This window comes from Pseudomonas sp. WS 5532 (genome assembly GCF_012985445.1).
Lineage (GTDB): Bacteria > Pseudomonadota > Gammaproteobacteria > Pseudomonadales > Pseudomonadaceae > Aquipseudomonas > Aquipseudomonas edaphica.
The window spans coordinates 129,823-156,727 of the sequence record NZ_JAAQWK010000003.1; the positions used below are offsets into that span (position 1 = coordinate 129,823).

The following is a 26,905-nucleotide window of genomic DNA, read 5'->3' on the forward strand; positions in this document are numbered from 1 at the left end:
CGTCAATGTGACATACGAACCGACGCCAACCCCTGGATCTCCTCCTGAGCAAGTCAGGTTTATGGAAAATAATACGGGGGCGGAACGGGCATCAACTCCGTTGAAAGCGGTGGTAGATATTTACCCAGATCTATCCGAGGTACGGGGTTAGAGAGTGAGCACTTGGGTACAGCTGCTGCCGAACTGACGCCAGCGACCGATACGGCCTATTGGTTGGAGCACGGACAGTAGTACACGACTTCGACATTTGATGCGATCGACAACTTGCCTTGCTGGATCGAGCCTGTCTTTATAAGCTCCACCCAAATGGTTTGGGTGTCAGCAAAGCTAGTAATATACTTGCCCAGTTCAGCGCGATTGCCAGGTTCTATGATTTCGGTGTAACCGTTTGGAATGGTTGGCCCTTCCAGATCGCCCACCACCTTATACCAATGCTAGGAATATTGGTTGAGTAAGTACCTTGCCCATAGGAAGATAGGGTGCTGTTATTCATACTCACATATATATTGATCTGCCCTGATAGGGTTGCCGTAACATCGGCAGATGTGATGATGGGGGGGCGATTTTCATATGGTTTGCCCTATTTGAATGTTGCTTGATACATTCGGCGTCGTTGGTAGTTGAATGGCGGAGCTTGCGGGTATGTACACTCCGTCCGCTGTTGCTCTAGTTGAAAGTGTTAATTGCTGTAGGAAAATAATAGTACGTGTCATTAGGTTGGTCTATAAGTCTCGATAGTTTTAATTGTTCGGCCTTTAAATGGGTTGGGGATGTGGGGATATTCACTTTCCGGTGTAAGATATTTCTACGAATCTTAAGGGGTTTTCGCGTTTATGCAAAGGATAGAAGATGCTATCAAAGCTTATAAATAAGAACTTCTCCCGCGGCGCTGGCTTGTAGGATAAGTCGCGCAAATCAAGAGATTTGTCGTAGCCTGGAGGTGGCTTTTACTGATTGAGCAGGTGATTGATCGTGTTAGGCTAGCTAATGATTAATTTTTAACCCGGGTAGGCTAAATTTGAATTTTCAGTCGAGATATAAACTAGGTGGGGTTTCGAAAAAACAATTCGCCTATGCGGCTCTTGCGGTGTTGACTGCTGTTTGTAGTAGAGAGTGCAGTGCGGTTACATGCGATGCAACGGGGGACTCTACAAATATGGCTATTGTCAGCCCTGCAGCGATTCCTAGTGTCATGGCACAAAATAGTGATGTTTGGAGGCCGGCGAACCCGACAACCATCACCCTGAGATGTTGGGCAGAAAGGACCACATATTCTGATGAATATATATACTTTTATTTAAACCCAAAGGCGGTGGAACTAGGGTCTGAGGTGGGCTTGGGTATAGAGTTTATGGGGCAATATTATAGATATCCAGAAACCAAAAAAATCAAAACAGACCTAATGGTCCCCAGGTGTTTCAGAGCTACCGGATGTCCAGAAAGTACTTACTCTGCGGTCCTGACCTATTCGGTATTCTTATATAAGAAAACGCTACCTGCAACGCTGAAAACAGGAAATCTATCCACGACTAATAATGTGATTGCATTTCAATTCGACGGTGCTGGTGGCCTAGGCTCCCCTAGGACAGTGGCGCCAACACTGAGCGGAATTAGCGGGCTCAAATACGAGCCCTGTGAGTCAAGGCTGTCAATCAGTCCTAATAATATTGACTTCGGGAAAGTATATCTTAATAACTCAAAGCAGGGTGAGGTGGTTAAAAGTGTTGCATTTACTATCACTGAAAATCGCGCGTGCAGTTCAGCCTATGGTGTGAACTTGTCGATAAATGCTATTGATGGCGTTGTGCAGGATTTGAATGTGTTAGTGCCGGATAGCAATAAGTCGGTTGGGATAAGTGTTTTTGATGTTTCGGCGAATAAGCTAATAAATTATGGTTCCCCATTTATTTTTTCGAATAAAGAAAGTGCTTTGTCCAGCTCTAAAGAGTATGAGGCTCAGTTGAAGTGGGTCTCGCCTGCAGCCAAGGTCGGGAAGTTTGCTGCAGGTGTAGTGGTTAATATCATCTATAATTAGCTTTCCGGTATCACTTGAAAAATGTCTGTAGGTGACTAACTCGTATGCTTCTCTATCAGTATTTTTCCTAAAGCTAATAACGTACGGTTAATACGACTATTCGCTCACCAGGATGAAAGCTGCCAACCAGGATGGGTGGCAGCAGATTCTCTCAGTTCGATACGCTTGATTGAGGTGCAAGCCAGCCGCCACCCAGCGCTTTATAAAGCTGCACTACATCGAGATACGACGCGGTCTCCGCCTGCGTCAGCGCGTCCTGAGCATTCAGTTGCGTACGCTGCGCGTCCAGCTCTACCAGATACGCCGCACTACCTGCTTCATAACGCGCATGTGCCAGTCGAGCCGCACGCTCACTTTGCGCGGTAGCCTCAGCCAGGCTGCGAACCCGTTGCTGCGACAGGCTATAGGTCGTAAGCGCGCCCTCGGTTTCCTCAATCGCATTCAGCACCACTTGCTCATAACGCGCCTGACTACCCACCTCTCGCGCCTGCGCCCCGCGCTGCCTTGCCTTGACACTGGCCAGGTGCAGCGCCGGCCAACTGACCGAAGGCATCACGCTGAACGCGCGGCTGCCGCTGTCGCCCAAATCCCCACCGCGCAAGGCCACAAAGCCGAGAAAGCCGCCCAGGTCGATCCGTGGGTAAAGCTCGGCCGTCACCGCGCCAATGTCCGCATTCGACGCCGCCAAAGCGCGTTCGGCGCTGGCGACATCGGGACGCTGGCGCAGCAAGTCGCTTATCTGGCCAATCGGCAAGCGTGTGACCAGTGCCGGCAAGGGTTTCAGGTCGGTCAGCGCTTGCAGCTCATTGGGACGCGAGCCCGTGAGTACGGCGAGTCGATAACGGCTGAGCGCTTGACGGGTTTCCAGACTCGGCAATGTGGCTTGCACCCGTGCGCGCTCGGCCAGGGCGCTGGCCAACTCGTCGGCGGTGCCGCGCCCGGCATTCACGCGGCCCTGGACCAGCGCCACGGTTTTTTCCTGATTACTCAGGTTGGCCTGGGCCACCGCTAACTGCCGTTGCGCGCCGCGCAGTTCAAAGTAGTGACGCGCCACGTCGGCGGTCACTACGATGCGGGTTTGTGCCAGGTCCGCCGCGACGGCCTCGGCGCGTGCCGAAGAGGCCTGCGACAGGCGCTGCAGCCGGCCGAACAGGTCCAGCTCCCACTGCGCATCCAGGCCGGCCTGATAGGTCTTGGCCAGGTTGCGCTCACCGCTCGGGCCGGGGTTGGCTTGGGACAGGCTACGGGAATAAGCCCCGCTGGCGGTCACCGTTGGCAGTTGGTCCAACTGACGCTGATCCAGCACCGCGCGCGCCTCCAGCAAACGGGCCTGGGCGATGCGCAGGTCATGGTTACGCGCCAGCGCTTGATCGATCAGCGCATCCAGTTGTGGGTCCTGGAATTGTCGCCACCAATCCTGTTGCACGCGGGTGCTGCTATACAGCGCGGTATCGGGGCTTTGAGTCAGCTCTACTACGGGCTCGTTACTGGCCCGGTAGTCCGGGCCAACGGTACAGCCCGTCATCCAGGCCGAGCAAACCAGCAGCGCGAGCGGGCGAATCACGAAGGTATTGATAGGATGCATGTGTGTCTCCTTACACCGACTAAGCCGTGGCGGCGTCGGCTGCATCGGCAGCGGCCAGCGCACGGGCGCGCGGTGTGGTGGCCGCCATACGATGGTCGACGGCAATGAATGAATACATGGTCGGCAAAACCAGCAAAGTGAACAGCGTACCCACCAACATGCCCACCACGATCACCAGGCCCAGGTCATAACGGCTATGGGCACCGGCACCGGAGGCGAACAGCAGGGGAATCAAGCCCGCCACCATCGCCGCCGTGGTCATCAGGATCGGCCGCAAGCGCATCTTCGCCGAGTGCAGAATCGCCTCACGCCGGTCCAGGCCCTGCTTGACCTGCATCTCATTGGCGAACTCCACCATCAGGATGCCGTGCTTGCTGATCAGGCCGATCAGGGTCACCAGGCCGATCTGCGTGTAGATATTGATGGTCGCCATGCCCAGGGCCAGTGGAATCAATGCACCGCAAATCGACATCGGCACGCTGATCAGAATGATCAACGGGTCACGCAGGCTTTCATACTGCGCAGCGAGTACCAGGTAGATCACGATGATCGCGAACAGGAACGCCATGACCAGCGCGCCGCTTTCCTGATGGTATTGGCGTGCATCCGAGAGCCAGTCGTAGGTGAAACCCGGCGGCAGCAGTTTGGCTCGCGCCTCGAGGAACTTCACTGCATCGCCCATGGCCACGCCTGGGTTGGGGATCGCCTGGAAGATCGCCGAATTGAGCTGGTCGAACTGGGTCAATTGATTGGGCTCGACTCCGGTGGAGACGCTGACCAGATTGGACAGCGGTACTTGCCCACCCGTGGCGCTGGTCACATAAAAGCGCGACAGCGCTTCGGGCGTTAGCCGTTCACCGCGCAGGCTCTGCGGGATCACATCGTAGGAGCGGCCGTCCATGGCAAAGCGGTTGACGTAGTTTTCGCCTACCAGCACCGCCAGGGTGTCGCCCAGATCCTTCATGGTCACGCCCAGGCTATTGGCCTTGGTGCGGTCGACTTTGATTTTGATCACCGAGTTGTTGTAGTCCAGGTCGCTGTCGACCACCATGAACAAGCCGCTTTCACGTGCGGCGTGCTTGAGTGCTTCCATCGCCTCATAGACCAGGCTGTAGTCACCGGCACTCTTGATCACCATCTGCACCGGTAATCCACCGGTCGAGCCCGGCAATGAAGGTAGCTGGAAGGCAAAGACGCTGCTGCCCTCGATGGTGTTGGCGCGACTTTGCATATCGTTCTGAATCTGGTCGGCATTACGCTCGCGTTTTTCCCAATCGACGAAGTTGACCCCGCCGATGCTGTTGGATACGCCGTTGCTGCCGTTGATCAACCACAGGTTGCTCTGCTCCGGCAAGGTCACCATGACGTCGTTCCATTGCTTGCCGAACTTCTCGACGTAGTCGATGTTGGCATTCTGCGGCGATTTGATGGCCGTCAGGACGGTGGACTGGTCTTCGGTGGGCGCCAGTTCGGTTTGGGCAAGGCTGTACAGCCACGGCACGCTGATCAACACAATGACCGCAATCGTGAACGTGACCCAACGGTGATGCAGCGACAGATCCAACACGCGTCCGTAAGCGCTGCCGAGGCGATGGAAGAAGCTCTCGGCCTTGCGGGCCATCCAGCCTTCGTTCATCTGGCTGTTGAGCAGCAGTGAGCTCATCACCGGCGACAGCGTCAGCGCGATGATGCCGGAGACCACCACCGAGCCGGCCAAGGTGAAGGCGAACTCTTTGAACAGCGAGCCGGTCAGCCCACCCATGAGGCCGATGGGGGCATACACCGCCGCCAGTGTCAGGGTCATCGCAATCACCGGCGCTGCCACCTCACGTGCGCCCAGCAGGGCTGCATAAGTGGGAGACTTGCCTTCTTCGATATGACGGTGAACGTTCTCCACCACAATGATCGCGTCATCCACCACCAGGCCGATGGCCAATACCATCGCCAGCAAGGTCAGCAAGTTAATACTGAACCCGAACATCGACATGAACGCGGCTGCACCCAGCATCGAGAGGGGAATGGTGACCACCGGAATAATCACCGCCCGCGCCGAACCCAGGCTTAGGAATATCACCAGCACCACGATGGCGATGGCTTCGCCCAGCGTACCGAGTACTTCATCAATCGATGCGCTGATAAAACGTGCCAGCTCAAACGGCACAGCGACTTTCACGTCTGGCGGCAGGTTGGCGCGGATGCCCGGCAGCAGTTCGTTGAGTTTCTTGACGATCACCAGTGGGTTGGCATTGGGGGCGGCATTCAAACCGAAAAACACCGCTTGCACGCCGTCCATGGTGGCGCTGGTGTCGGTCGACGCCGCGCCCAGTTCCACCGTGGCGATATCGTTCAGGTGTACCACCCCGGCAGGGCTGGACTTGACCACCAACTGGCGAAACTCGGCGACATCGACCAGGTCGGTGTTGATCTGGATATCCGATACCACATACAAACCCTTGGCCTGACCGGGCGCAGCCTGCACGTTGTTATTCAACAGGGCTTGGGCCACATCGCTGCCGGAAATCCCGTGGGCGGCCATGCGATTGGCATCCAGCCAAATGCGCATGGCCATTTTCTGCCCGCCGTTGAGGTCAATGCTGCCGACCCCTTCGATGGAAGACAGTTGCGGTTGCACCACGCGCTGCAAGTAGTCCGAGAGGGCTGCAGTGGACAGGATCGGGCTGGAAAAACCCACATAGGCCACGGCTGTGGCTTCACCGGAGGATTTCACAATCACCGGGTCGTAAGCCTGCTCCGGCAAGCGGTATTTGACCTCGTTGACCTTGGCCATCACCTGGGTCATGGCCTTGTTGGAGTCGGCGTTGAGCTTCATGCGCACAGTGATCACGCTTTTGCCCTGGGTCGACGTAGAACTCATGTAGTCGACGTCTTCCACCGTAGCGACAGATTGCGCGATGGCCTGGGTGACGAAGCCCTGCATCAGTTGCGGCGAAGCACCGGGGTACTGGGTGGTGATCGTCAGCGTGGAGCTTTCCGTCAGGGGGTACTGACGAATCGGCAGGTTGTTTATGGCCAGCAGCCCCATCAATAAAATCAGGGTGCTGACCACCAGCGCCAACACCGGGCGCCGCACGAACAAGTCGGTGAATTTCATTTTCAGATCCTTGGTGTATCAGCGGCTCGAGGCCTGGTCGAGCCCTACGGTGTCCTTGAGCGCGATGCGTACCAGGGCGCCGCTGCTCAAGCGCAACTGACCGGAGGTGACCACGCGATCACCGGCCTTCACGCCGTCAAGCAGCACGACCCGGCCTTCGGAGCGTTCGCCGGTCTTCACGTAGACCTGGCGTACCGTGTTGGTCAGCTGCGTATCGGCGCCCTCGAGCACGTAGACAAAGTCACCGTAGGCGCTGTAGCTCACAGCCGTTTCGGGCACGCTGATGACATCTTTTTTGGCTGGCAGATGGATTTCGCCATTGGCGTACATGCCGGGTGACAGCAGGTTGTCCGGATTCGCTAGCGTGGCCTGGACCAGCACCGTGCGGGTGCCCGGGTCGATACGTGGTTCGAGGGTACTGACGTGGCCCTTGAACAAGCGCTGGGGGTACGCGTCTACGCTGACGCTCATCTCCTGGCCCGTTTTGAGCTGTGCCAGGGCACGTTCGGGCAGGGTGATATTGGCGTACAGCGTCTGTGCGTCGGTCAGCGACACCATGGCATCGCCGGCCTGCACGAACTGGCCCAGGTTGACCTTGCGCACACCCAGCACGCCGGTGAAGGGCGCCTTGATGCGTTTTTGATCGATCAGCGCCTTGATCCGCACGATATCGGCCAGCGCCTGGGAGTAGGCGGACTGCACTTGATCCAGTTCCTCTTGCGTCGCCGCCTGCTGAGGCAGCAAACGCTGGGTTCGCAGTAACTGGGCCTTGGCGTTGGCGGCCTGGGCCTGAAGCCTGGCCAGTTCGCCTTGTTCCGGCGCATCGTTGAGCTGCACCAGGGTTTGCCCGGCTTTCACCCGCTCGCCGGGTTGGAATGCAATGGCACGTACCAGGCCGCCGCTTTCGGCGGTGACCATGACTTGGCGGGTGGCTTCCAGTTCACCGATACCCGCCAGCGAGTTAGGCATATCGGCTTGCGTGGCGGTGGCGACGGCCACCTGGATGGCCGGCGCAGCCGTTCCGGCCGACGTTTGGGTAGGTTGGGCAGAGGTGGACTGCCGGTACAGGCCGACGGCGCCGCCAATGGCGAGCACCGCAGCAATCGTGACGCACACTTTAAGTTTTTTATTCATGATTCCGGTACTGACGTAAGGCAAAAAATTAAGAACCCTGAGGGTTCAACGGTGACGAGCGCTCAACCGGGTTGTTGATGCGCATGAGGGAATCGGACCCGCGTAGCCAGAATCGCCAGCACGGCACCGAGCCCCTGAAAGAGGACCAAGGCGGCGAGCACGCTCGGGGCAAGCCCAATCGAGTCCACCAGCAGCCCAAGTGGAATAGGCACAGCGTTGAACAGGTAGATGGTCATATAGAAATACGCCACCAACTTGGCGTGGCAGTTGGCGGGAGCCAGCTGATTGATCAGCCGCGCACTGCCGACAAAAATGGCGCCATAGGCGTAGCCGCCGATTACCAGGGCCAGCGCCGCGAGCGTCAGCGAATGGACCGAGAAGGCCGTCAGCAGGAGCAGGAAGGCTGCACACTGGGCGAGCAACCCAGAACGCAATGCACGCGCTGCATCCAGGCGTTTGCAATACAGTTGGCTGGCCCCGGCGATCAACAGGTACACCGCCATGCTGTAGCCAAACATCCCGCGGTCACTCAAGCCCAGTTGCTGTTCGGCTGCGCCAGGGCCAATCACGAAAACGCAGGCCGTGAACGACCAGCTGAAAAACACCGACCATGCGCACAAGTGGAAGGGCCGACCAATACCCCGCAGGCCTTCACGTAGCGACGCTTGTACTGTATGAGCGGCGGTTTGGGCCTGGAGGGTATGGCGCGGCCAGAGCGCCAGTACGCCGAGGGCGGCGACAGCGACCAGGGCCATGATCGACCAGAAGGGCAGGCTGGCCGGGTACAGATTCAGTTGCAGTGCCATGCCACTGAGTACCGGGCCGAAAGCCAACCCCAGGATCATTGCCAAGGTGGCCAGCGTCGCCGCCAACTTGCCGTTGTCGAGTGGGCCGAACCGTACCAGCGTCACGTTCACCGCGGTGGTCATGATCCCTGCGCCAAGCCCCGAGATGGCACGGGCTACACACAGCGCCCACAGCGAATCACATTCAGCGCACAGCCAGGCGCCGATCAGCACCAATGCAATGGCTGGGAGCAGCAAAAAACGCTGGTCTTTGACATGGCCGGCGATGCGCGCCAGAGTCGTCAAAGCCAGCAAAACCCCGGCACCGTAGGCGCCGAATATAAACGTCAGGTCCACAGCTTTGATCTGCAGATGTTCTTGGTAAAACGGGTACAGCGGCGTGGGTGCGCTGCTGTTCATGAGCGCTGCGGTCAGTGACAGCGCGAGAAAAAACATCAAGCCTTTTGAGCCGTGTTTAGTGATATCGACGGACATGAGTCTCCCAGCCCAGTGCTCAGGGCTTTTGCCGAGTGAATGTTTGCAAGCGGGATGTGGATGCGGTTTCGAGGGCTTTGCCCATTGGCAAATGATACGGACCGGGGCGATTGGCACCATGCCCGAAACCCCAGGCTTCATTCGTCATCGTCCAGGGAGCAGTAACAGCGGCGCTTACGGGATGACCGGGCGGGTATGACCCACCGCGCCCGGCTAAAGCGCTTTACCAGTAGCGTGGTTGAGGAAGGATGCGGGTCGGTTGTTTCAGGCCTGTCGCAGTGTTAAAGGCAAACGACGGATAGGCGCTCCAGTTGAACGCTGGGTAGCTCACCACCGGCTTGCTCCATACAGGCGGCGCGACGACATAGGAAGGGCGTGACGCGACCGGGCGATTGATCACCACACCTATACCATTTTGAGCGCCTGTGGAGGCGGCTCCGCCCGTCACTATAGTGCCAGGCTTGAGATTGTTAACCGACCCAGCCGTGCCGCCGAAGTGAATCGGACCCTGGATGTCGATGTTGCCGACCAAACTCAACGGGCCGCCATTGCGCAGCACGCCCTGATTGCTCAGATCGCCAGCGATCGACAGCGCCTGCCTGGCGTCCAACACGCCCGTGGAAGCGATCTGTACCTTGCCATCGGCGGTGACCTTCAAGTCGCCGGTCAGGGCCTTGACGTTGCCTTGAACGTTCACGCCTACGCCGGCTGACTTGCCGAGCAGGCGAATCGAGTCTGCGTGCATGCTGCCCAATTGGGCCACATCAATAGCGATGTCGGCTTGGCCGTCGGCGCCAAGGTGCTTGAGCACAGTGGTTGGGTTCATCGCGTCGACTTCGCCTTTCAAGGCCACGGCGTTGAGCTTGTTGGCTTGCAACTGCGCATTGATCTGCAGGGTACGTGCGACGAGGTCGACCTCGTTGGCACCGGACGCGTCAAGGCCAGCACCTTCCACGCGGATCTGGCCGTGGTCGGTTTGCAATCGAGCCACCTGGCCGTTGGCGTCCAATACCGCCATGCCCGCTACCAACGACACGCGATTGGCGTTGATAAAGCCAGCACCGCTGGCGGTGATGCCATTGGGGTTGGCGATAATCACGCGGGCGCTCGGCCCTGCGACTTCAATCGTGCCATTGAGACTTGAGGCGGTTTTACCGGTGACTTCATTGAGAATGACGCCGGCAGAGGTTCCGTTGAGCAGGCTGTTACCGGCAATGGCGCCGCCCAGGGTGGTTTGGGCGCCTGCGGTGCTGTTGTTGAGGATCAGCCCGGACGCGCCGACATTGAACTCGGTGAAGCGGTTGTGGGATACACCTGCGGCGTTCGCAGCGACGATGTTGACCACGGGCGTGTCGTTGATCTGCGACAACGCGGCGTTTTGGGCTGCGCTTGGATCCAGCGTCAGTGCGGGTTGCGCTTGGGCATTGTGTTGCAACAGCGGCAGGCTGCCCATTAATGCGAGGGCCAGCAGCGTGCGCTTGGATGGGCGCCGAGTTGGTTGGATCATTGGGTTCATACAGACCTCGAGAGTTGAAGGTTAAAGAGGCGTCCCGCAGTAGCGACTGCGGGCGCCGGGTGAGTGCACTGGGTGGCACTCGGATTCCCATCCCTGGGAAAAAGTGTTCGCCTAGAAGCGGCTGCTCAGGGAGAAATCGAGGGTTGGCGTGGTGGTGTTCATCTCGTCGTTGCTCTTGATCGGCATGCCCAGGGCCAGGTCGTAACCAAAGCGGCTGACATTGCCGCGCAAACCGACAGCTGCGCCGATCAATGGCTGTCGACCTTGCTGCTGGCCGCCCACCGGCGACGCCGCACCGGCATCGAGTGCCGCATACGCCTGGCTGCCACTGAAGGCGGTGATGGACAGCTCATTGCGCAGGGTCCAGCCGGTGGGGCCGGCGAGGGTGGTGTTACCGTCAAAGCCGCGCACGCTGTAGCGGCCGCCGATCTGCATGTATTCGGTCGACGGCACCGGCACCGGCGCATATTGGTAGACCAGCGCGTTGCGATAGCCCAAACGCATTGCGCCCAGGTCAAACGGAATCTCAAACGCCGCCTTGGCAGTGAACAGGTGATAGCGACCGTTCCAGTCCTGTTGCTCATAGAGCGCGCCGGGCGTCTTGCTGAGTCCGGGCAGTGAGCCGCGCGCACCAGCCTGCGCCGTTAGTTTGCCAAAGCGCAGGTTGGCGCGGTGGGTCAGGCCAAGTTCATAGCTGGTGATCTGCCGGTGCAATTGCTGCAGTTCGGTGGAGGCAACCCAGGCGCGATCCTCACGATTGACCAGGCGAGCGTTGAGCACACTTTTGCTGCGATTGGAGCGACTCACCACGTAATCAAGCCCGGCATCGACGCGTCGGGTGCGCGAGCTGAACGCAATGCTGCTCCCCCCGAAGTCTTCGAATAAGGCTTGCTTGCTGGTCCACTCGCTGGCGCTGAACGACAGCAGGGCATAGCCTGCGGGCACGTTCCAGGCCAGGCTTTTAGCCGAAGACCCACGGGTGTGGTTATTGAAGTCGGTGTCGGTGCTGTAGGTCAGCAGCAGTTGGTCGTAAAGCCCGGCCGGCGAGTCGATGGCGACAATCCCACCGAGTTGGTGACGGCCCGTGGCGTCGATACCGCTGTTATCGACGGTCAGCAAGCCGAACACCCGACGTGCCTGCGGCGGTTGCTGGATGATCACATCGCTTTCACCCAGGTCGGCGCCCGGAATCAGATTCAGCGCCGTCGCTGCCTGGCCTGGCAGACGGCGCACATTTTCCAACGCCTGGTCCAGGTCACGTACGTTCAGTAGTTCGCCTTTGGCTGCGGGAAAGGCCATGCCTGGCCAGCCAAGCGATTCCGGTTGCTGATCAATCTTGCCCATGCGCCCAGGGATAAGTTGGACGATCAAGTGCCCGCTGCTCAGGTCTTGAGCCGGTATCAACACCTGGGTAGTGATGTATCCGCGCGCCATCAGTTGTGCTGCTAACCAACGGCGATAAACCGTCAACCCTTCGCCACCCACACAGTGCCCCAGGATCGCTGGCGCGCGCTCCAGCCAGTCGAAATCATCTGCACCTTTCCACTCCACAGTGCGGATAACGAAACAGGGTGATTCTTCCGGCAGCTTAAGCGCATTGGCGAAGGGCAGGGGCGTTGCGGTCAGTGCATCCGGCTTTCCAAGTGCCTGGGATTGCAAGCTTTTCAGTTGGAGGTCTTGCTGGCGTTGAGTGCTGGTGACGGTATCGATCGGACTGGCCGCTCGCGCGACCTGAATCGCCGTAAACAGCCATAGTGTCGTTACATACAGGGTGGTCGTGATACAGGCGTGGAAGCCGAGCGTGCCGGGCGTTGATTTCATCCGCCTATGCTAAGAAGGCCGAGCGCAAGAAAAAATAAGATGAAGCTCGGCGACCCAAGGACGTTACTGACGATGGGGAGGTCGCTGTCGTATGGGTGCTGCGATAAATCGTACGACCATCATCGAGCCGCGCCCGGTCGCGGCCCATCTGGCGCCGTGTTTCGCTGGCGTGCACGTACTGAACGGCAATGGCGACGCCACCGGCCTGGAGTGGATTTGCGAGGCAGGTTTGCTGACCACGCCCATTGCCTATACCAACACCCATAGCGTTGGCGTGGTACGTGATGCACTGGTGGCCGCCGAGCGTGAAACGGGCAAGCAGCACACCTACTGGTGCATGCCGGTGGTGCTGGAAACCTACGACGGCATCTTGAGCGATATCTGGGACCAGCACGTCACATGCCAAGCATGTGCATGCAGCATTGGCGGATGCACACAGCGGGCCGGTGCAGGAAGGCTGCATGGGCGGTGGCAACGGCATGATTTGCCATGAGTTCAAAAGTGGAATTGGTACATCGTCTCGCGTGCTGAGCGCCGAAGAGGGCGGCTGGACGGTGGGCGCATTGGTGCAGGCCAACTACGGCGTGCGCAGCGCCTTGCGCGTTACCCGGTTGGCAGCGTATTGCAATACACGCCTTCGCCTTATGACGGGTCGGTTAATGTCGGCGTACCTGGCATGGGTTCTATCGTGATCACCATCGCCACCGATGCACCCTTGCTGCCCCATCAATTTCGGTGGGTTTTTGCCAGTTGAAGGTGAAGTCCAGGCGCACGCCAGCGCAGCGCCCAGGGCGGAGCCAACCCCTGGCGGCAATCGAGCTTGGTCAGTTTATACAGGCGCGGGGAGTGGTGCGGTTGCCATTCAAAGCCAAAGCCTAAAAACACCTGCTCCGGTGCCGGGCACCACTGCGCCAGTTGCTGCGTGTTCAGTTGCTGCATGGCATGACCGGCCAATGAAGCGCGCAGCGTTAGCACTCGCAGCGCCTGACTTAAGCGGCACACGGCCATGAGCAGACCGACCGCATTGAGCGGCCAGGCCAGGGGGCCGGTAAAACGCCCGCCAGATGGGCTCCCAGCAATCACAGCAGTGCGCCGCCCCAGGCCATGGCCGCGTACAGTCCATAGGCGCGACGCCAGGGCATTTCATAGGGACGCAACATGTCATGAGCCCGCTTGCACTGCGGTCATCGGCGTCAGTCCCGCGATAAACCGTGGGTCGAGGATCACGCCAGTGGTGGTATGGCCATCGACTTCGCGCGTATGAGTGGGCATTTGGTGCTGCGTCGAGCGAATCAGCATCGACACCTCACTCAGGGCGCGGATAGCGGTGGCGGCCTTTATGCCCTGGCTTTTGAGTACGTGCAATGGCACAAACAGGCCTTCGGCGACGGGGCAGGCCTGAGCAGTGTAGAGGGTGTTGATCACGGCATGCTGCACGGCCGGGTTAAGGCGCAGTGGGGCATGTAGCGTCAACGGTGCTGGGCTTTCAGCCTGTTGTTCGGGGGGGAGTGAATGGTGCTTCGGTTTCCAGCGGCAACACCAGTTGCGGGGCCGAGGTGGCGGGAGAAGTCGTTATTGCCAAACTCAGGTTGAGGGACTTGCTGTTAGCCGCAAGCAGGTCAAGCACGCATGGCGAGTCGAGCAGTATGAGGGCGCTGAAGGTTTTTGTCTGGCTCGGCGGGTTGATGGTCCACAGGGCATTCGCCTCTGGGTGTACCTGCACCCATTCCGCCTTCGGCCTTGCGCGATCACGTGAACCATCTCCGCCGGCAGGGCAATACTGATTTTCTCGGCTGTGCTCATGGCATAATCTCCAGATATTCCTACTGCGACCATAATCCGCCTTCACTTGGCTGTAATGCGCCCAGCCGCGGGTGGCGCAAGTTAAAACCATATATGTCGTTCCACGAGACAGCCGATTGTACTGCTTCGGCCCTAAGCAGGTAGCGGTCAATACTCAAGCCACTTCGCCATTGCCGCATACGCACATTACTGAAAGCGATCCGGTGCAAGCCACCCTGAGCGCATTATGTGTGCCGTGGTATCGGGGGGAACTGTCGGTGTTAACGGGATAGAGCCCACATACAGCATGAGCTGCTGATGTCTGCGGGTCTGCGCGTGTTTTGAGTGGGATTAATCCTACGCTGATTATGGTTATATCTGATGCACTACTAAGATTCCTGCGGTGGTAGCAGTCGCTGATCCGGGTAGACTTTTCGAACTCTTTGAGCGATGGTTTTTTATTATCTTTTTACACAGTACAAGGGAATGCAATATTCCGCCGCGCAGCATGTTTGGTGGCGGGGTATCAAGTTTAGATTGTTATCGGCATCTCTTTGAAAGGTAAAGTAATGGGTAGCATAGTAGTTGATCGACGATCATCCGTTGATGCGCATGGCGGTAAGGGTAATGCTCGAGGGGAAGGGTACAGCATCCTGGCTGAAGCCGATAACGGTGTTAACGCGCTGGAGGTCATTCGTAAATTACTGCCTGACCTTGTCGTACTGGATTTAAGTATTCCCAAAATGGACGGTTTGTCGGTCATCTCTAATCTGAAATTGATTGGTATTTCCAGCAAAGTGCTGATTCTGACCTCTGGTGACTCACGTAATGAAATGGTCTTGTGTGAATTTGTAACGTTCGTCTGAGGGCTGCCAAATTTAATAAGGAGTTTCCTCGTGAGAATTCTACAACTGTGTATCGGCCTGGCTTTAATTATGTTCGGCTGGCAAGTCAAGGCGGCTACGAGCTGCACTTACAGTAGCTTGAGTTTGAAGTTGCCCGTCAGCTTCGCTCATGATTCCGGCCAGCCGGGGATGATCTCGTCGAGCTGGCACGAAGCAAGTAGTCCAGCGCTTATGACTTGCGATTTGACGAGCTCCGGGCAGTACTCCGTCACGGCTAGCAGTGCTCTGCCGGTGAGCGGTATGTTTTCCTTTGAAAATACCTTCTATGCGCTACTTAATACTTCAGTCCCGGGTATTTCATTGATTATGGCGGTGGCGGATACCAAAGGGCAGTGGCTGCCTTATCAGGGCATAGAGTTGACTACGTATAAGGGCGATGCCCCTGTATACAGCTCATATGGAATTAAAGTCAGGGTCCGCCTGGTAGCGACAACAAGGCTGGACTCGGGTTCGTATAATGTCTCTGCCGAGACGCTGCTGAGTACCGGCATTACTAAGGATGCAGTGTATACAGGGTCGGCATTTACATCGCTAACTGGAACAGTTGTCACTGCAAAAAGCCCAGCGTGCAAGTTGTATCTATCCGTCACGACGATTGCACTTCCTAAAATAAAACTCGCTGATATTCCTGTGGCTGGCGCGATTGCCGGCACAACGCCGGTGGTGTTTGCTGCCGTGTGCGAGGGTGCTGCCTCTGCTTACAATGTAAAATATGCTCTCCTTGATATGAATGACTGGTCGGCAACCGACAAGTATGTCGCGCTCCGTCCTGCATCGGGTGGCGGCAATATCGGTTCAGTTGCTCTACAGATTGCCGAGGGTTCGACGGTTATGAATATGGGTACTTTTTATTCCCTGGGGCTGATTCAATCCCAGGGTGGCTTTTTTTCAAAGACCCTGGACGTAAGCTATGTACGCCGCTCCATGGTAGCCCTTAACCCTGGAAAGTTTGTAGGCGCAGTATCGATTCTTCTATCTTATGATTGATGTTGAGTAGATGTGCAATCTGAGCGTTGTGCTCGAATCTTTTGATTTTTCGTGCGTGGCATTTCTGTCAGTTTCAGTCATGTGTATGGGGTTGTTGAGTTGTAAATGGTGGTGCGCCAGATAAGTCGTCGTGGTTGTAGGATATATCTTATTGTGGGTTGTTTGTGTGCGGCGCATTATATGGGCAGACAGTAAGTCTGTCTGTTTCCTCTCTCTTTCAGTCGTGCCGCCTGATCAGGGGTGGGTACGTTTGATAAATACTAGTCGTGGATCTGGTTATGAACTTTAAAGTTGCTTTAATTGCTGTTGGTCTGAGTAGTGTGTTGGCGGGTATGGCTCAAGCTGCTACGGTGCCTGACAGCACCGTTTCGAAAAAAATAACCCTGACAGCGCAAATCAACGATGCGATGTTTGTGTCCAAGTCAGATGGTTCTACCTGGTACGGCACTGAGGACTTGGAGCCTCTCGATTACACCCAGAAAGCCTTCACCAAGGTACTGCCTGTTCGTGTCTGGACCAAAGGCAGCGAGTTCAATGTGTCGCTGGCACAGCCTTTGAAGTTGTCCAATGGTACTTATGAAATGACCGGGGCAAAAGTCACTATCGCTCACTCCGGTGGGGACAGTGCGGTGACATTTGGGGCGCCTCTGAAAGTTACCCAGACGATCACGGGTAATGGTGGCTATGACGAAATTCATAACTTGAAAATCGATGTCAATGCGCCGGTTAAAACAGCAACCGGGCCGAGCACCAACGGCAGCTACAGCGGTGATCTGGTCATGCTGTTCGAGCCTGTTGCTGCTGTCGGGCCGTAATCGGACTGTTGTCAGTAACTGGTGTCAGAGCCCCGTGAGGGGCTCTTCTTGGTCATTAACGGATACTCAGGATGTGCCCGCATAAGATTCCTTTTCCGGTTTGCATGCTCGCGGCCTGCCTTGTTGCAGTTGTTTCATCCCGGACGCTCGCTCAAGTGAAGATCTCCTACGGAACCCCTGAGGGTTTCAGTGCGGTTGAAATGGATAACACGGCGCGTTATGTCGCTACTTATAACGGGAAGACTTTGCCGGGTTTTATCAGTTATTCGTTGGTGCAGAACGGTCTTGTGTTTGATGCGACCCTGTACCGCAAAAATGATGTTGCGCTTGCAGACAGGCAGTCTATTGAAAAGGTGTTATCGCGTATTGATTATAAACAATGCAAAGGTGGCTGTGATTTGCGTGTAGCCGATCACTATGTCACCCTCGATAAAGCCCGCCGCACACTCAGTATTCGCAACACCCGGGATGATTATCTGGCACCTAATACTTCGTGGGGGCTTATCAATAATCAGTCTGTGGATATACGCGGCTCTTCGGACAGTTACCGTGCCATGAATATCAACGGCAATACCTGGTTCGGGCTGCCCGGTCGCAGTTTTGCTTATATGAACTGGTATGCCAACCAGAGCCGAAGTATGGGGCAGAGCAGCAAGGATCAAGGGATCTCATCCTATTACCTGCAAAAGAACTTTGCTGACACCTATGTGCGCGCCGGCAAGCAAAACAGCATCGACTTTGGTTCCGGCTCGGTGAGCACGGTGTTATCCCCCAGTTTTGACCAGTTTATAACCCTGGGCAGTCAGGGCTATTTGCGTGCGAACCGTGATGCGGGGTCGCTGGTGCTGTTTTCCACGGCTGAAGGTAACTATGAGTTTTACCGTAACGGTCGACTGATTTTGAAGCGACCGGCGATGTTGGGCCGTAATGAAATCAGCTTTATGGATCTTCCGGGTGGTTATTACCCCATCGAGATTCGTTTGGTGGACCGTAACGGCAACCTGGTGAACCAGGAAACCCGCGACGTCAATAACCTCAACTTTACCGGTGAAGCGGCCAACTCCTGGCGCGTGACTGCGGGCCAGGATATGGACGAAGGCGGTCAGCTATTTGAAGCGGCCATGGGCCGCAACTTGAGCAACCTCTATTTGAATGCGGCAATGGTCAGCAGCGACAACTCCAGCTGGGCTTCTGAAGTGAATATGTCCCGGCCTTCCACATTAGGCACCTTGCATTTGTCACCGACGGTGGGGGTGTTGAGCGGCGAGGACGGTACCGGGGGCTACTTCAACCTGAATATGGATGATCCGCGATTGGGTAATCTTATGCTCAGCCGCTACGAAAATACGTCTGTGTCGCGTTTTTATTATGGAACACCCAGTACCAGCCTTTCCTATAGCAAGAACGTGGGCGGGGTGATGCTTTCCTATAACTATCGAAACTTCAGCCGCAGTGAATCGCAACAGGTTGAAGTGCGCTGGAACTATCGGCCCAACGGCCTGTGGTCGGCGGTATCGGCCGGTGTGCAAAAAGGTGGCTCGATGCCGGGCAGCAGTGATTACACGTTCTACGTGAATATGAGCTGGACCCTGGACAAGTCGCAAGCGAGCCTGCGTGCTGCACAGTATGGCGGCCAGACCCAGCTGAGCGGTGATTACCGCAAAGACTTCCAGGACAGTTATGGCACTTCATCCAGTGGTGTAACGGTCAACCGTATTGATGGGCAAAACAGCCTCAATGTTTATGGCAGCCGCTCCGGAACACGTGGCGATGCCTCGCTGAACGTAGGGCATAGCGATTTTGCCGATAACGCCGACTTCAACTACCGCGGCATGCTCGCGGCCAATGCCGACGGTATTGCCATGGGGCGTTACAGCAATGGTGGCAGCGCCATGTTGCTGGAGACTCCCGCGATTGAGGGTAGCCCCTACGGTTTCAGCGTTGAAGGCCAGCCAGTAGCCGGTGGCAGTACTTACGCCGTGCCGCTTGAGGCATACGGGGATGTGCCATTTGCACGCGTTATCAGCGAAAGCGAAAACATGGACATGAATATTGAAGTGCCGGCCAACATCATCCGGGCCCACCCTGGGCAGGTCTACAGCGCCAGTGCCAAGGTGGATATCAACATGATTTACAGCGGTCTGCTGGTGGACGCCCATGGCGCGCCTGTGGGCGGGAAAATCATCGAAACTGGCGATGTTGCCTACCCTAATGGCCTGTTTTCGATCGCGAGCAAGGCAGTACTTGCCCGTATCTCGGTGCAGGATGCAGGCCGCCAATACATCTGCGACCTGACTCGCACCGTCAAACCCAGCCAATACCAGTGCCAGTAAGTGCATGCCCGATCAGGAACCCGCTATGAGATTACCTACGTTGTTATTGAGCTTGATATTTCTTGGCTCAAGCCTTGCCCGGGCCGAAGGCGAATTGATGGTCATGCCGGCCAGTCTCAAGGTGTACAACAATCACGAGCATATGGTTAACGTGAGAAATGTCGGTGATGAGTCGATGTACTTGTCCATCACTCTGCAGAAAGTGATAAACCCAGGCATCGAACCGGAAGAGAAGCTGGCAATGAGCCAGATCGATCATCCGACCCTGCTGGCCAGCCCCGACAAGCTGACCCTGGGGCCGGGGCAGAGTCGCTCCATCAGCCTCAAATCACTTGTCGAGCCGTCCGTCGAAGCCTTGTACCGCCTGTATATCGTGCCTGTGAGAGCCATGCAGGTGGAAAATGCCCCGAAGGACAAGATTACGGCTCCGATGTCGGTATCGGTGGGGTACGGTGTACTGATCCGCCATATGCCGCCGCCTGAGCTGCAGCGTACAGGCTGGACGCATCATTGCGCTGGCGGGGGCGTTAGCCTGGAGAACACCGGTAATGTTCGCATGGTGCTGTCGGACGTTGCTGTAGGTAGTCATTTGCCGATAAGGAGCAAAGTTGCCCTGTTTCCAGGGACGCCCCAGTTGTTTGCAGGAAAACATGTAAGTTTATCAATTAATGATGTTCAGCAGACGCTGGATTGTAATTAATGAACATTCAGTGTGGGGTGTTTGAAAGGATTAAAAAGATAGCTGGCGTATTCAGCGGGTGTGTCCTGAAACAACTGTGCGGACTGTTTTTGGTCGGTTTATCACTTGCCGCTGGCGAGGCGTCGGCCTATGTAATGCGCTATAGTGATTTAAGTAATGGTTACAGTAATTGTAGTTTAAAAGATAACGGTAATGGTACCTCTACGGCGCGAGTGGACTTTGACTATAAAGCAGCAGCTGGGCATCATCCGACGGCTAATTTTCAATCCAGAGGCGTGATTGTTTATACCTATGGGGCCGCTGGCCAGCTTAATGAAAGTTCTAGTGTTGGCATCAACTCGGTAACCCTTGGGGGGTTTGAAAAGGAAACTATTTTTGGTGGATATCGGTACGCTATGTTCTCTAATCGTTATAATAGTCAATGGATTAATCGATCTCCATTTAGGGCTGCTGTGGTCGTGCAGTTTAATAATTCAATTATTGCTAAATGGCCTGCGATTGGTATTCGTGCGGGTATTTTTACATCGGGCGATGATTATGGTGATAGCGCCGGTCTTGCCTATATAAGCCCCGCCACCCAAAACGGCATTTGCACGTTGCTTGTAAATCCGGAGCAGCCACCGCCGCCGATGGATGTCACCTTGACCATGAACGCGCCAGACTGGGATATTGGCGAACTGTCAAGGGGGGAGGAGACACTGAAAACCTTAAGCGCTGCTAATGATCAGCTTTGCTTTACTTATGAAGGCTCCAAGTTTGTTACTTTTCAGAAGTACATCATCAATGCAACCAATTTGAATGGTCTGTCAAGCAATGGTCGTTATCTGCTCAAGAGTCTGGAAGACAGTTCGAAAACAGTGCCGTATAGCCTGACGCTACAAAATGCCAACGCCACGATGTTGTTGCCCAACGCCAAGAACACGGGCTTCAACCTCAATGAGAATGGGCGGACATGCTTTACGCCCACGTTCACGGCGCTTGCGGAAAAGAAATCTCCAGGCGGGGCTTACAGTGATGTACTGACCTTTACCGTTGTGGCCAAACCCTAGGCCGAGGTGCCCGATGAATTATCCGCTGTTTATGGTTATGGGCTGGTTGTTGCTGTGGTCGTGCCCCGGTATGGCCAGCGGGGTATTGAAATTGTCAAGCATCGAGTTGCGATTGGCTCCCGATGAGCGCCAGGGCGAACTGTATGCGCAAAACACCGGGGACAGCACCTTGTTTCTGGATGTGCAGCAAGCGCTTGTGCTCAATCCCGGAGACAGGCCTGAGCGGTTGCTGCCGATTGGCGAGGTGATGCACCCCGCCTTGCTGGTGACTCCTGCGCGGCTGGTGCTGGCACCCGGGCAAAAATACCGGATGAACTTGCAGCAGCTGACGCCGCCGCGCAGCAACCAGGTCTGGCGCGTGACCTTTCGGCCCAGAGAGCATTTGATCGTGCAGGCCAGCGATGCAGATAGCCTGCCGGCTCCGCTGTCGGTCAGTGTCGGCTACGGCATGGTGATTTATCAGAAGGCCGCCAATGCGAGCGTTTTTACCGAAAAGGAGTAGCACATGAACAAGGTAGCATTTGCTTGCCTCCTTACTGCCGTAGCGACTCTACCGGCGCTGGCGATGGCGGATCTGATTCTCGAAGGCAAAGTCAGCAGCAATGTCAGCGCCTACGTGAAGCCCAATAACAATTTGTTCGTGACTGACGACAAGGGCAGCTGGTTCGATCAGGGCCTGGAAATGTCGCAGTTGGGTGGTTGGGACATGCCTTATGAGGTGCAGGCACGGCTGAGGGTTGTTTCCAGCACCGGAGTATTTCAGGTGCGCCTGGATGAGCCGCTGCAGATTCGTAATGCAGGTAATGTTACCCAGGTGTTTCAGCGTCCGAAAGTGGATTTCATGGCCGAAGGTGAAGCGCCCAAAACCCTGATGGTGGGCCAGGGGACGGAGTTTAAAAACCCTCCCCGGACTGTGCCGGGTGAGGACACTTCTGGCTATTACGGACTGACCGTTGCAGCCTATCCGCCGGAGGGGGATTTCAAGCAAACCGCGGGGGCGTACAGCGGTGTGCTGTCGCTGACCTTTGAACCGGTGATTACCGATCCTTGATTGCGCCCACGTGTTGCACGGCTACCTGCCGCTCGTTGGCATACCCCAGAACTGCTACAGGAAACCTATGAAACCTTTTGCCTGCCTGGTGTTTTGCGCGGTGTGCGGTGTTGCGCCGATATCATCCGCATTTGCGCTGATCAATATTCAGCCGATGGTGTCTGAGGTGAGGGACAAAGCCGTCACGGTTGAAATCTCCAACACTGGCGACCGTGCGGAGTATGTGTCCATTGCCTTGTCGCGGGTGCTCAACCCCGGCGTGGAGTTGGCAGATGAAAGCCTGGAGTCCATCGGCAAAACCCTTCAGCCAAAGCTCTACGTCGCGCCTTTCAAGTTGCAGCTTGCTCCGGGCCAGAGCAAGACCATTACCTTGAAGCCCCTGGTGAAGATAGAACAGGAGCAGGTGTATCGATTGGACATAAAGCCGGTTGTGAGTCTGCTGGACCCCAAGCTCAAGACCATTGCTGGCAATGTGGTGGTCAACCTTGCCTTCAGCGCACTGGTACGCCATATACCGGTTCAGGAAACATCCACGCTGACGATCAAATGCGAAGCCGGGGGTGGCCGTTTTTTTGCTACCGGTAACACCCGAGCCCATGTAGAAGGAGTAACCGTTAACGGTGAACCTATTGATCCATTCAATGTGTACCCCGGTGTCCCGCTGTTGCTGAAGGGAGCCCGGATCAGTGTTCCGGATCAGCCGGAGTGTATTGCCGCTGGCCCGGCGCGCTGAAGGCTGGACGATGGCGAAGCTTTTCTGGCGGGCTGATTATTAACGGGCCGCAGCGTTCCTCCTAAGCTGGCTCTACTGATTTGAGCCAGCAATAGTAGGAAGCGAGCATGAAAAAGCTGCAAAACAAAGTTGCACTGGTTACCGGTGCGTCAAAGGGCATTGGGGCGGCGATTGCCAGGCAATTATGTCCGTAGCCGCGAGGATGCCGACCGGGTGGTCTCGGACATTGTGTAAAACGGGGGCGTGGCCTTTGCGCTGCAGGCGGATGTCTGCAATAGCGTCGACGTCAAGATGCTGTTCAAGATCATTGCTCTGGAGCATGGCGCTCTCGATATTCTGGTCAACAACGCCGGTGTCTACTCGACTGACGCACTGGCTGACATCACCAAGCATGAGTTTTACCGCCAGTTCAACCTCAATGTCCTGGGAGGGATCCAATGCACCCAGGCGGCGGTCGAGGTGTTTAACCCAGCGGGTGGCAGCATCATCAATATCAGCTCCAGCGTCACCTCTTTCACGCCTGTCAACTCTACGGTCTATACCGCTTCCAAGGGCGCAGTGGACGCTATCACCCGCACCCTTGCCAATGAGCTGGGGCCGAAAAAAATCCGCATCAACTCAGTCAACCCAGGGCTGGTGGTGACCGAAGGTGTACACGCCAGCAGTTTTTTTGAAGACGCATTTCGCCAGAAAATCGAAGCGATTACGCCATTGGGCCGTATCGGCCAGCCTGAGGATATGGCGCCAGCGGTCGCTTTCCTGGCGTCTGCAGACGCTGGCTGGATTACCGGCGAAATACTAGTGATCGGCGGTGGCCTTCATTAACCACAGGTGGCGTGCTCGCGGACATAATGGCGGGGGAATTGCGCCATGAAACGTTTGAAGGCCATGCTGAATGCGCTCTCTGACTCGTAGCACAATGAAAACGCGATGGTTGAAACCGTATCCGCAGGATGCTTTAGGCGATCACTTGCCAGCAACATACGCCAGTGCGTCAGGTATTCCAATGGTGCTGCACCGATCACCTGTTTGAAGTGCAAGGCAAACGCCGAGCGTGACATGGCAGCCAGCCAGGCCAGCAAACCAGCCGCTGGCGCTGTTGTCTAGGGTAGCCAGATGGGGGCACAGAACTTCCACCAGCAAGGTGTTCATTGAACTGTGATCGGCCAGGGCGTTGATGCTGCAGTTCCGCTGTAAATCGCTGCCGAGCCCAGCGCAGGATCGACGCCTGCGGCTCATCGCCCCGCACATGGACGAGCGAGGGCAGTGTGCCGAGCAATAACTGCGCGGGAATGCCGGTGAGGTCAAAACGGCCACCGACCAGTTGTGTGTCGTCGCCGCCATAACGCAGAACCAGTTCGTCCGCCGCCAGCATTTCAAAGTAAGCGTCTGAATCCATGACCGGCTGGGACATATCACTGTAGAGCGTGAATGGCATGCCTAGGGTCATCAGAAAACAATCGCCTTGATGCTGTTGTCTTAGCTGTGGCTCTCCACTCACTTGCAACCAGCAACTGCCCTTGATGACGGCGGTGAACTTGATGCCTTCGAGCTTCGGAAAGTTGAACGCCCAGTCGCCTCTTAACGTAAGCGCGGCCGAATGGTAATTACCAATTCTCAACAATGACAGGATATCGGACAGAGGATCCATGTGTCGAAACTCCGGGCAGCTATTGTCACGGCGGGCTTTCAGCAGGTTTGAGGTTTGATTTTTAGGCATTTTTTAGCATTGCGTTGAGTCGCGCTTGCGCTGCATCCAGCGCATCAATACCCGCGAGCAGTTCGTCTTCGCGCCTGGCGACGCAAAGTTCTCGAATTGCCAGCGCATGCTTCCGTTGTTCGAGTTCACGCAGGCGCTCATCGAGTTTGACGAATTTCTCCAGCAACATTTCCTTGTGGCGGGTCATGTTTGCAGTCAGTGACTTGAGGTTGGACTCGATTCTTTGGGCGGCAGTGGCTTTATTTGGCGGTGTTTCATGCCCAGGCACATAGTGAGTTTGCGTGTTCAGGCCAGGTGGTGTGAATCGCCCCGGCTTCATTTGCCATCGTCCAAAGCGGGGCCGACCTAACTCATCGGGGGTAACAACTGTGGGTTATCGTCAACGGCTGGCAGTCTACCTAGACTTGGGCCAATTCTTCACGGGCTTATCGAGAGTAAAAACATGCGCTTACGAGACCTGGGCATCACCATTGGCACGGGCACACCCGGGGCGTTCAACGCCATCACCGACGTGCCTGGCGTACGCGTCGGCCATCACACCCTCACTGCCGAAAGCTTGGAGGGTTCAACGCATACTGGCGTGACCATCATCGAGCCGCGCCCGGTCGCGGCCCATCTGGCGCCGTGTTTTGCCGGCGTTCACGTACTGAACGGCAATGGCGATGCCACCGGCCTTGAGTGGATTCGCGAAGCCGGTTTACTGACCACGCCCATTGCCTACACCAACACCCATAGCGTTGGTGTGGTGCGTGATGCACTGGTGGCCGCCGAGCGCGAGATGGGTAAGCAACACACCTATTGGTGCATGCCGGTGGTCCTGGAAACCTACGATGGCATTTTGAGCGATATCTGGGACCAGCACGTCACCGCCGAGCATGTGCACGCCGCATTGGCGGATGCACGCAGCGGCCCGGTGCAGGAAGGCTGTGTGGGCGGCGGCAACGGCATGATTTGCCATGAATTCAAAGGTGGGATTGGTACGTCGTCTCGCGTGCTGAGCGCCGAAGAGGGCGGCTGGACCGTAGGTGCATTGGTGCAGGCCAACTACGGCGTACGCAGCGCCTTGCGCGTGGCGGGTTACCCGGTGGGCAGCGTATTGAAGGACACGCCTTCGCCTTATGACGGGCCGGTGAATGTCGGCGTGCCAGGCATGGGTTCCATCGTGATCACCATCGCCACCGATGCGCCTTTGCTGCCCCATCAATGCACCCGCCTGGCACAGCGTGCGAGTATCGGCTTGGCGCGGGTCGGTGGCGGCACAGAGGACGACAGCGGCGACATCTTCATTGCGTTCTCGGTGGGCAATACCGGCTTGCCGGTTGCCAACCTCGGGCAACCCGGCCCGCCGACCACGGCCTTGCAGATGGTAAACAACGACTACATCTCCGCGTTATTTGTGGCCGCGGCAGACGCCGTCGAAGAGGCAATCCTCAACGCTCTGTTGGCCGCCAACGATCTTAAGGGCCGCGGCCGGCAAGCGCTGGCGCTCAAGCCGGAACAACTGCTGGCAGCGATGGCGAAGGTGGGCTGGACGGCCACGGTTCACTCCTGAGCCTGAAGGAACAACAGGAACAGCTCGGACTGGGATTTGATCCCCAGCTTGTTGTACATATGCTTGCGGTGAACCTTGACCGTTTCGGCAGAGATCGCCAGCTTGCGGGCGATCTCTTTGTTTGAGCAGCCGCTGAGCATCAGTTGGCCCACTTCCATTTCACGGGCAGATAATGAAGCGCTGATCTGTCGCGTGGTTGCGTGGAGGCGCTCCTGCCAGTCAGGAGCCTGCTCCGGTGCGTCCTTCAAACTCTGTTCGAACGAGCACCGTTGGCGCATCAAGCCCGCGACCCATGGCTGTACCAGGCCCAGCAACGCGATCTGCTGCTGGCTGAAGCGGCTACTACTGCCTAGCGACAAGCTCAAAGTGCGGCTAGTATCCAGTTGCACATTGATATGAATCTCGTCGGCGACGACATTCAATCGAAAGTAGCGCTGGTAATACTCTGTCTGCTCAAAGCACTCTGGGGCGACGTCGCCTAACTGGAACAGGCCGCTTTGTGGTAACTCGCGGTTGGCCAGGTAGAACGGGTCTAGCAGGTACAGGCCTCTGAGGTAATCCTGGAAGAGTGAGTCGGACTCGTTACCCTCTGCGGCAGACTCAGCAAGTACCTGCGGCCTGCCCGTGCTGAATATCAGCACCACCCAGTTATCCACCGGTACGTAGCGCCCCAGCAAACGCGTCAACGAACGCCAGAAGTCAGGACGGTCCAGGGCTTCGATCAGCTTGCCGACCGCGTCATGCCAAGCTACATCCTGCAGCGTCAGGTTCATTTCACTGCCCATCGATGCTCCC

25 protein-coding genes and 1 pseudogene are annotated in these 26,905 nt (G+C 56.6%); 14 read left to right on the plus strand and 12 right to left on the minus strand.

The genetic code is table 11. The annotated features are described in order from the left end of the window. Positions 1-1,156: 1,156 nt before the first annotated feature. The gene (locus tag HBO23_RS07265) at positions 1,157-2,035 is read left to right on the plus strand and encodes a fimbrial protein (protein WP_170037265.1); all 879 of its coding nucleotides are present in this window, start codon (positions 1,157-1,159) and stop codon (positions 2,033-2,035) included. Between the two features lie 151 nt (positions 2,036-2,186). Here HBO23_RS07265 and HBO23_RS07270 read toward each other — a convergent pair whose 3' ends face one another. The 6 genes from HBO23_RS07270 to HBO23_RS07295 all read right to left on the minus strand — a co-directional run bounded on the left by HBO23_RS07270 (position 2,187) and on the right by HBO23_RS07295 (position 12,483). After that, positions 2,187-3,620, minus strand: a complete 1,434-nt coding sequence (locus HBO23_RS07270) for an efflux transporter outer membrane subunit (RefSeq protein WP_170037268.1) — start codon at positions 3,618-3,620, stop codon at positions 2,187-2,189. Between the two features lie 19 nt (positions 3,621-3,639). Then, positions 3,640-6,732, minus strand: a complete 3,093-nt coding sequence (locus HBO23_RS07275; RefSeq protein WP_170037272.1) for a MexW/MexI family multidrug efflux RND transporter permease subunit — start codon at positions 6,730-6,732, stop codon at positions 3,640-3,642. Between the two features lie 18 nt (positions 6,733-6,750). Then, complete coding sequence (locus HBO23_RS07280; RefSeq protein WP_170037275.1) at positions 6,751-7,866, minus strand: efflux RND transporter periplasmic adaptor subunit; 1,116 nt, start codon at positions 7,864-7,866, stop codon at positions 6,751-6,753. A 62-nt stretch (positions 7,867-7,928) separates the two neighbouring features. After that, a complete protein-coding gene (locus HBO23_RS07285) occupies positions 7,929-9,146 on the minus strand; it encodes an MFS transporter (RefSeq protein ID WP_170037278.1) in 1,218 nt (405 codons plus the stop codon). A gap of 223 nt (positions 9,147-9,369) precedes the next feature. Continuing rightward, on the minus strand, positions 9,370-10,662 hold the full coding sequence (locus tag HBO23_RS07290) for a filamentous hemagglutinin N-terminal domain-containing protein (protein ID WP_170037281.1): 1,293 nt from the start codon (positions 10,660-10,662) through the stop codon (positions 9,370-9,372). 111 nt (positions 10,663-10,773) lie between these two features. After that, complete coding sequence (locus HBO23_RS07295) at positions 10,774-12,483, minus strand: ShlB/FhaC/HecB family hemolysin secretion/activation protein (RefSeq protein ID WP_170037284.1); 1,710 nt, start codon at positions 12,481-12,483, stop codon at positions 10,774-10,776. 91 nt (positions 12,484-12,574) lie between these two features. On the opposite strand from HBO23_RS07295, the gene HBO23_RS33775 reads away from it, so the two are divergent. Together HBO23_RS33775 and HBO23_RS33780 are read left to right on the plus strand one after the other, a co-directional pair. Then, positions 12,575-12,976, plus strand: coding sequence for a P1 family peptidase (locus HBO23_RS33775; protein ID WP_262378164.1), 402 nt, complete (start codon positions 12,575-12,577; stop codon positions 12,974-12,976). After that, positions 12,930-13,175: a P1 family peptidase gene (locus HBO23_RS33780; protein ID WP_253201687.1), complete on the plus strand. Its 246-nt coding sequence runs from the start codon at positions 12,930-12,932 to the stop codon at positions 13,173-13,175. Before HBO23_RS33775 ends, HBO23_RS33780 begins: the two co-directional genes overlap by 47 nt. A 34-nt stretch (positions 13,176-13,209) precedes the next feature. Here the strand turns inward: HBO23_RS33780 and HBO23_RS07305 are convergent, their stop codons facing one another. Then, on the minus strand, positions 13,210-13,422 hold the full coding sequence (locus tag HBO23_RS07305) for a hypothetical protein (RefSeq protein ID WP_170037287.1): 213 nt from the start codon (positions 13,420-13,422) through the stop codon (positions 13,210-13,212). Between the two features lie 222 nt (positions 13,423-13,644). Next, positions 13,645-13,956, minus strand: coding sequence for a hypothetical protein (locus tag HBO23_RS07310; protein WP_170037290.1), 312 nt, complete (start codon positions 13,954-13,956; stop codon positions 13,645-13,647). Positions 13,957-14,834: 878 nt separating this feature from the next. On the opposite strand from HBO23_RS07310, the gene HBO23_RS07315 reads away from it, so the two are divergent. From HBO23_RS07315 to HBO23_RS07360, 10 genes and pseudogenes are all read left to right on the plus strand, one after another. Then, positions 14,835-15,131 carry a response regulator gene (locus HBO23_RS07315; RefSeq protein WP_170037293.1) on the plus strand — a complete coding sequence of 99 codons (297 nt, stop codon included), beginning with the start codon at positions 14,835-14,837 and terminating at the stop codon, positions 15,129-15,131. A gap of 30 nt (positions 15,132-15,161) precedes the next feature. Then, positions 15,162-16,157, plus strand: coding sequence for a fimbrial protein (locus HBO23_RS07320; RefSeq protein ID WP_170037296.1), 996 nt, complete (start codon positions 15,162-15,164; stop codon positions 16,155-16,157). Between the two features lie 278 nt (positions 16,158-16,435). After that, a complete protein-coding gene (locus HBO23_RS07325; protein ID WP_170037299.1) occupies positions 16,436-16,972 on the plus strand; it encodes a CS1 type fimbrial major subunit in 537 nt (178 codons plus the stop codon). Positions 16,973-17,127: 155 nt separating this feature from the next. Next, positions 17,128-19,305: a TcfC E-set like domain-containing protein gene (locus HBO23_RS07330; RefSeq protein ID WP_222938105.1), complete on the plus strand. Its 2,178-nt coding sequence runs from the start codon at positions 17,128-17,130 to the stop codon at positions 19,303-19,305. A gap of 25 nt (positions 19,306-19,330) precedes the next feature. Then, a complete protein-coding gene (locus HBO23_RS07335) occupies positions 19,331-20,005 on the plus strand; it encodes a pilus assembly protein (protein ID WP_170037302.1) in 675 nt (224 codons plus the stop codon). Then, on the plus strand, positions 20,005-21,054 hold the full coding sequence (locus HBO23_RS07340; protein WP_170037305.1) for a hypothetical protein: 1,050 nt from the start codon (positions 20,005-20,007) through the stop codon (positions 21,052-21,054). The genes HBO23_RS07335 and HBO23_RS07340 overlap by 1 nt, the downstream gene beginning before the upstream one ends. A 13-nt stretch (positions 21,055-21,067) precedes the next feature. Beyond that, entirely contained in the window at positions 21,068-21,556 is a 489-nt protein-coding gene (locus HBO23_RS07345) for a hypothetical protein (protein ID WP_170037308.1), read from the plus strand. A 3-nt stretch (positions 21,557-21,559) separates the two neighbouring features. Then, a complete protein-coding gene (locus HBO23_RS07350) occupies positions 21,560-22,105 on the plus strand; it encodes a hypothetical protein (protein ID WP_170037311.1) in 546 nt (181 codons plus the stop codon). A gap of 10 nt (positions 22,106-22,115) precedes the next feature. Next, positions 22,116-22,838 carry a hypothetical protein gene (locus HBO23_RS07355; protein WP_202884311.1) on the plus strand — a complete coding sequence of 241 codons (723 nt, stop codon included), beginning with the start codon at positions 22,116-22,118 and terminating at the stop codon, positions 22,836-22,838. 107 nt (positions 22,839-22,945) lie between these two features. After that, positions 22,946-23,663 (plus strand): annotated as a pseudogene (locus HBO23_RS07360) (SDR family oxidoreductase). Here HBO23_RS07360 and HBO23_RS34090 read toward each other — a convergent pair. From HBO23_RS34090 to HBO23_RS07370, 3 genes are all read right to left on the minus strand, one after another. Then, the gene (locus HBO23_RS34090) at positions 23,660-23,899 is read right to left on the minus strand and encodes a helix-turn-helix domain-containing protein (RefSeq protein WP_346274579.1); all 240 of its coding nucleotides are present in this window, start codon (positions 23,897-23,899) and stop codon (positions 23,660-23,662) included. The pseudogene HBO23_RS07360 and the gene HBO23_RS34090 sit on opposite strands and share 4 nt — an antisense overlap. After that, positions 23,860-24,489 (minus strand): cupin domain-containing protein, encoded by a 630-nt coding sequence (locus HBO23_RS07365; RefSeq protein WP_346274580.1) that lies wholly within the window; start codon positions 24,487-24,489, stop codon positions 23,860-23,862. Before HBO23_RS07365 ends, HBO23_RS34090 begins: the two co-directional genes overlap by 40 nt. Before the next feature lie 61 nt (positions 24,490-24,550). After that, positions 24,551-24,877: a hypothetical protein gene (locus tag HBO23_RS07370; protein ID WP_170037314.1), complete on the minus strand. Its 327-nt coding sequence runs from the start codon at positions 24,875-24,877 to the stop codon at positions 24,551-24,553. Between the two features lie 123 nt (positions 24,878-25,000). Between HBO23_RS07370 and HBO23_RS07375 the strand changes: the two genes are divergently transcribed. Next, positions 25,001-26,110 (plus strand): P1 family peptidase, encoded by a 1,110-nt coding sequence (locus HBO23_RS07375; RefSeq protein WP_170037317.1) that lies wholly within the window; start codon positions 25,001-25,003, stop codon positions 26,108-26,110. Here the strand turns inward: HBO23_RS07375 and HBO23_RS07380 are convergent. Then, on the minus strand, positions 26,101-26,883 hold the full coding sequence (locus tag HBO23_RS07380) for a helix-turn-helix transcriptional regulator (protein WP_170037748.1): 783 nt from the start codon (positions 26,881-26,883) through the stop codon (positions 26,101-26,103). The genes HBO23_RS07375 and HBO23_RS07380 overlap by 10 nt on opposite strands. Positions 26,884-26,905 lie beyond the last annotated feature (22 nt).

Bases quoted from the DNA above. Each gene is read 5' to 3' on its own strand.
- HBO23_RS07370 (WP_170037314.1), bottom strand. From the start codon at position 24,877: ATGAAGCCGGGGCGATTCACACCACCTGGCCTGAACACGCAAACTCAC.
- HBO23_RS33775 (WP_262378164.1), top strand. From the start codon at position 12,575: ATGGGTGCTGCGATAAATCGTACGACCATCATCGAGCCGCGCCCGGTC.
- HBO23_RS07345 (WP_170037308.1), top strand. From the start codon at position 21,068: ATGAATTATCCGCTGTTTATGGTTATGGGCTGGTTGTTGCTGTGGTCG.
- HBO23_RS07290 (WP_170037281.1), bottom strand. From the start codon at position 10,662: ATGAACCCAATGATCCAACCAACTCGGCGCCCATCCAAGCGCACGCTG.
- HBO23_RS07270 (WP_170037268.1), bottom strand. From the start codon at position 3,620: ATGCATCCTATCAATACCTTCGTGATTCGCCCGCTCGCGCTGCTGGTT.
- HBO23_RS07375 (WP_170037317.1), top strand. From the start codon at position 25,001: ATGCGCTTACGAGACCTGGGCATCACCATTGGCACGGGCACACCCGGG.
- HBO23_RS07285 (WP_170037278.1), bottom strand. From the start codon at position 9,146: ATGTCCGTCGATATCACTAAACACGGCTCAAAAGGCTTGATGTTTTTT.
- HBO23_RS07380 (WP_170037748.1), bottom strand. From the start codon at position 26,883: ATGAACCTGACGCTGCAGGATGTAGCTTGGCATGACGCGGTCGGCAAG.
- HBO23_RS07295 (WP_170037284.1), bottom strand. From the start codon at position 12,483: ATGAAATCAACGCCCGGCACGCTCGGCTTCCACGCCTGTATCACGACC.
- HBO23_RS07280 (WP_170037275.1), bottom strand. From the start codon at position 7,866: ATGAATAAAAAACTTAAAGTGTGCGTCACGATTGCTGCGGTGCTCGCC.
- HBO23_RS07340 (WP_170037305.1), top strand. From the start codon at position 20,005: ATGAACATTCAGTGTGGGGTGTTTGAAAGGATTAAAAAGATAGCTGGC.
- HBO23_RS07315 (WP_170037293.1), top strand. From the start codon at position 14,835: ATGGGTAGCATAGTAGTTGATCGACGATCATCCGTTGATGCGCATGGC.
- HBO23_RS07275 (WP_170037272.1), bottom strand. From the start codon at position 6,732: ATGAAATTCACCGACTTGTTCGTGCGGCGCCCGGTGTTGGCGCTGGTG.
- HBO23_RS07265 (WP_170037265.1), top strand. From the start codon at position 1,157: ATGGCTATTGTCAGCCCTGCAGCGATTCCTAGTGTCATGGCACAAAAT.
- HBO23_RS07350 (WP_170037311.1), top strand. From the start codon at position 21,560: ATGAACAAGGTAGCATTTGCTTGCCTCCTTACTGCCGTAGCGACTCTA.
- HBO23_RS07305 (WP_170037287.1), bottom strand. From the start codon at position 13,422: ATGCAGCAACTGAACACGCAGCAACTGGCGCAGTGGTGCCCGGCACCG.
- HBO23_RS07365 (WP_346274580.1), bottom strand. From the start codon at position 24,489: ATGGATCCTCTGTCCGATATCCTGTCATTGTTGAGAATTGGTAATTAC.
- HBO23_RS34090 (WP_346274579.1), bottom strand. From the start codon at position 23,899: ATGTCACGCTCGGCGTTTGCCTTGCACTTCAAACAGGTGATCGGTGCA.
- HBO23_RS07335 (WP_170037302.1), top strand. From the start codon at position 19,331: ATGAGATTACCTACGTTGTTATTGAGCTTGATATTTCTTGGCTCAAGC.
- HBO23_RS07325 (WP_170037299.1), top strand. From the start codon at position 16,436: ATGAACTTTAAAGTTGCTTTAATTGCTGTTGGTCTGAGTAGTGTGTTG.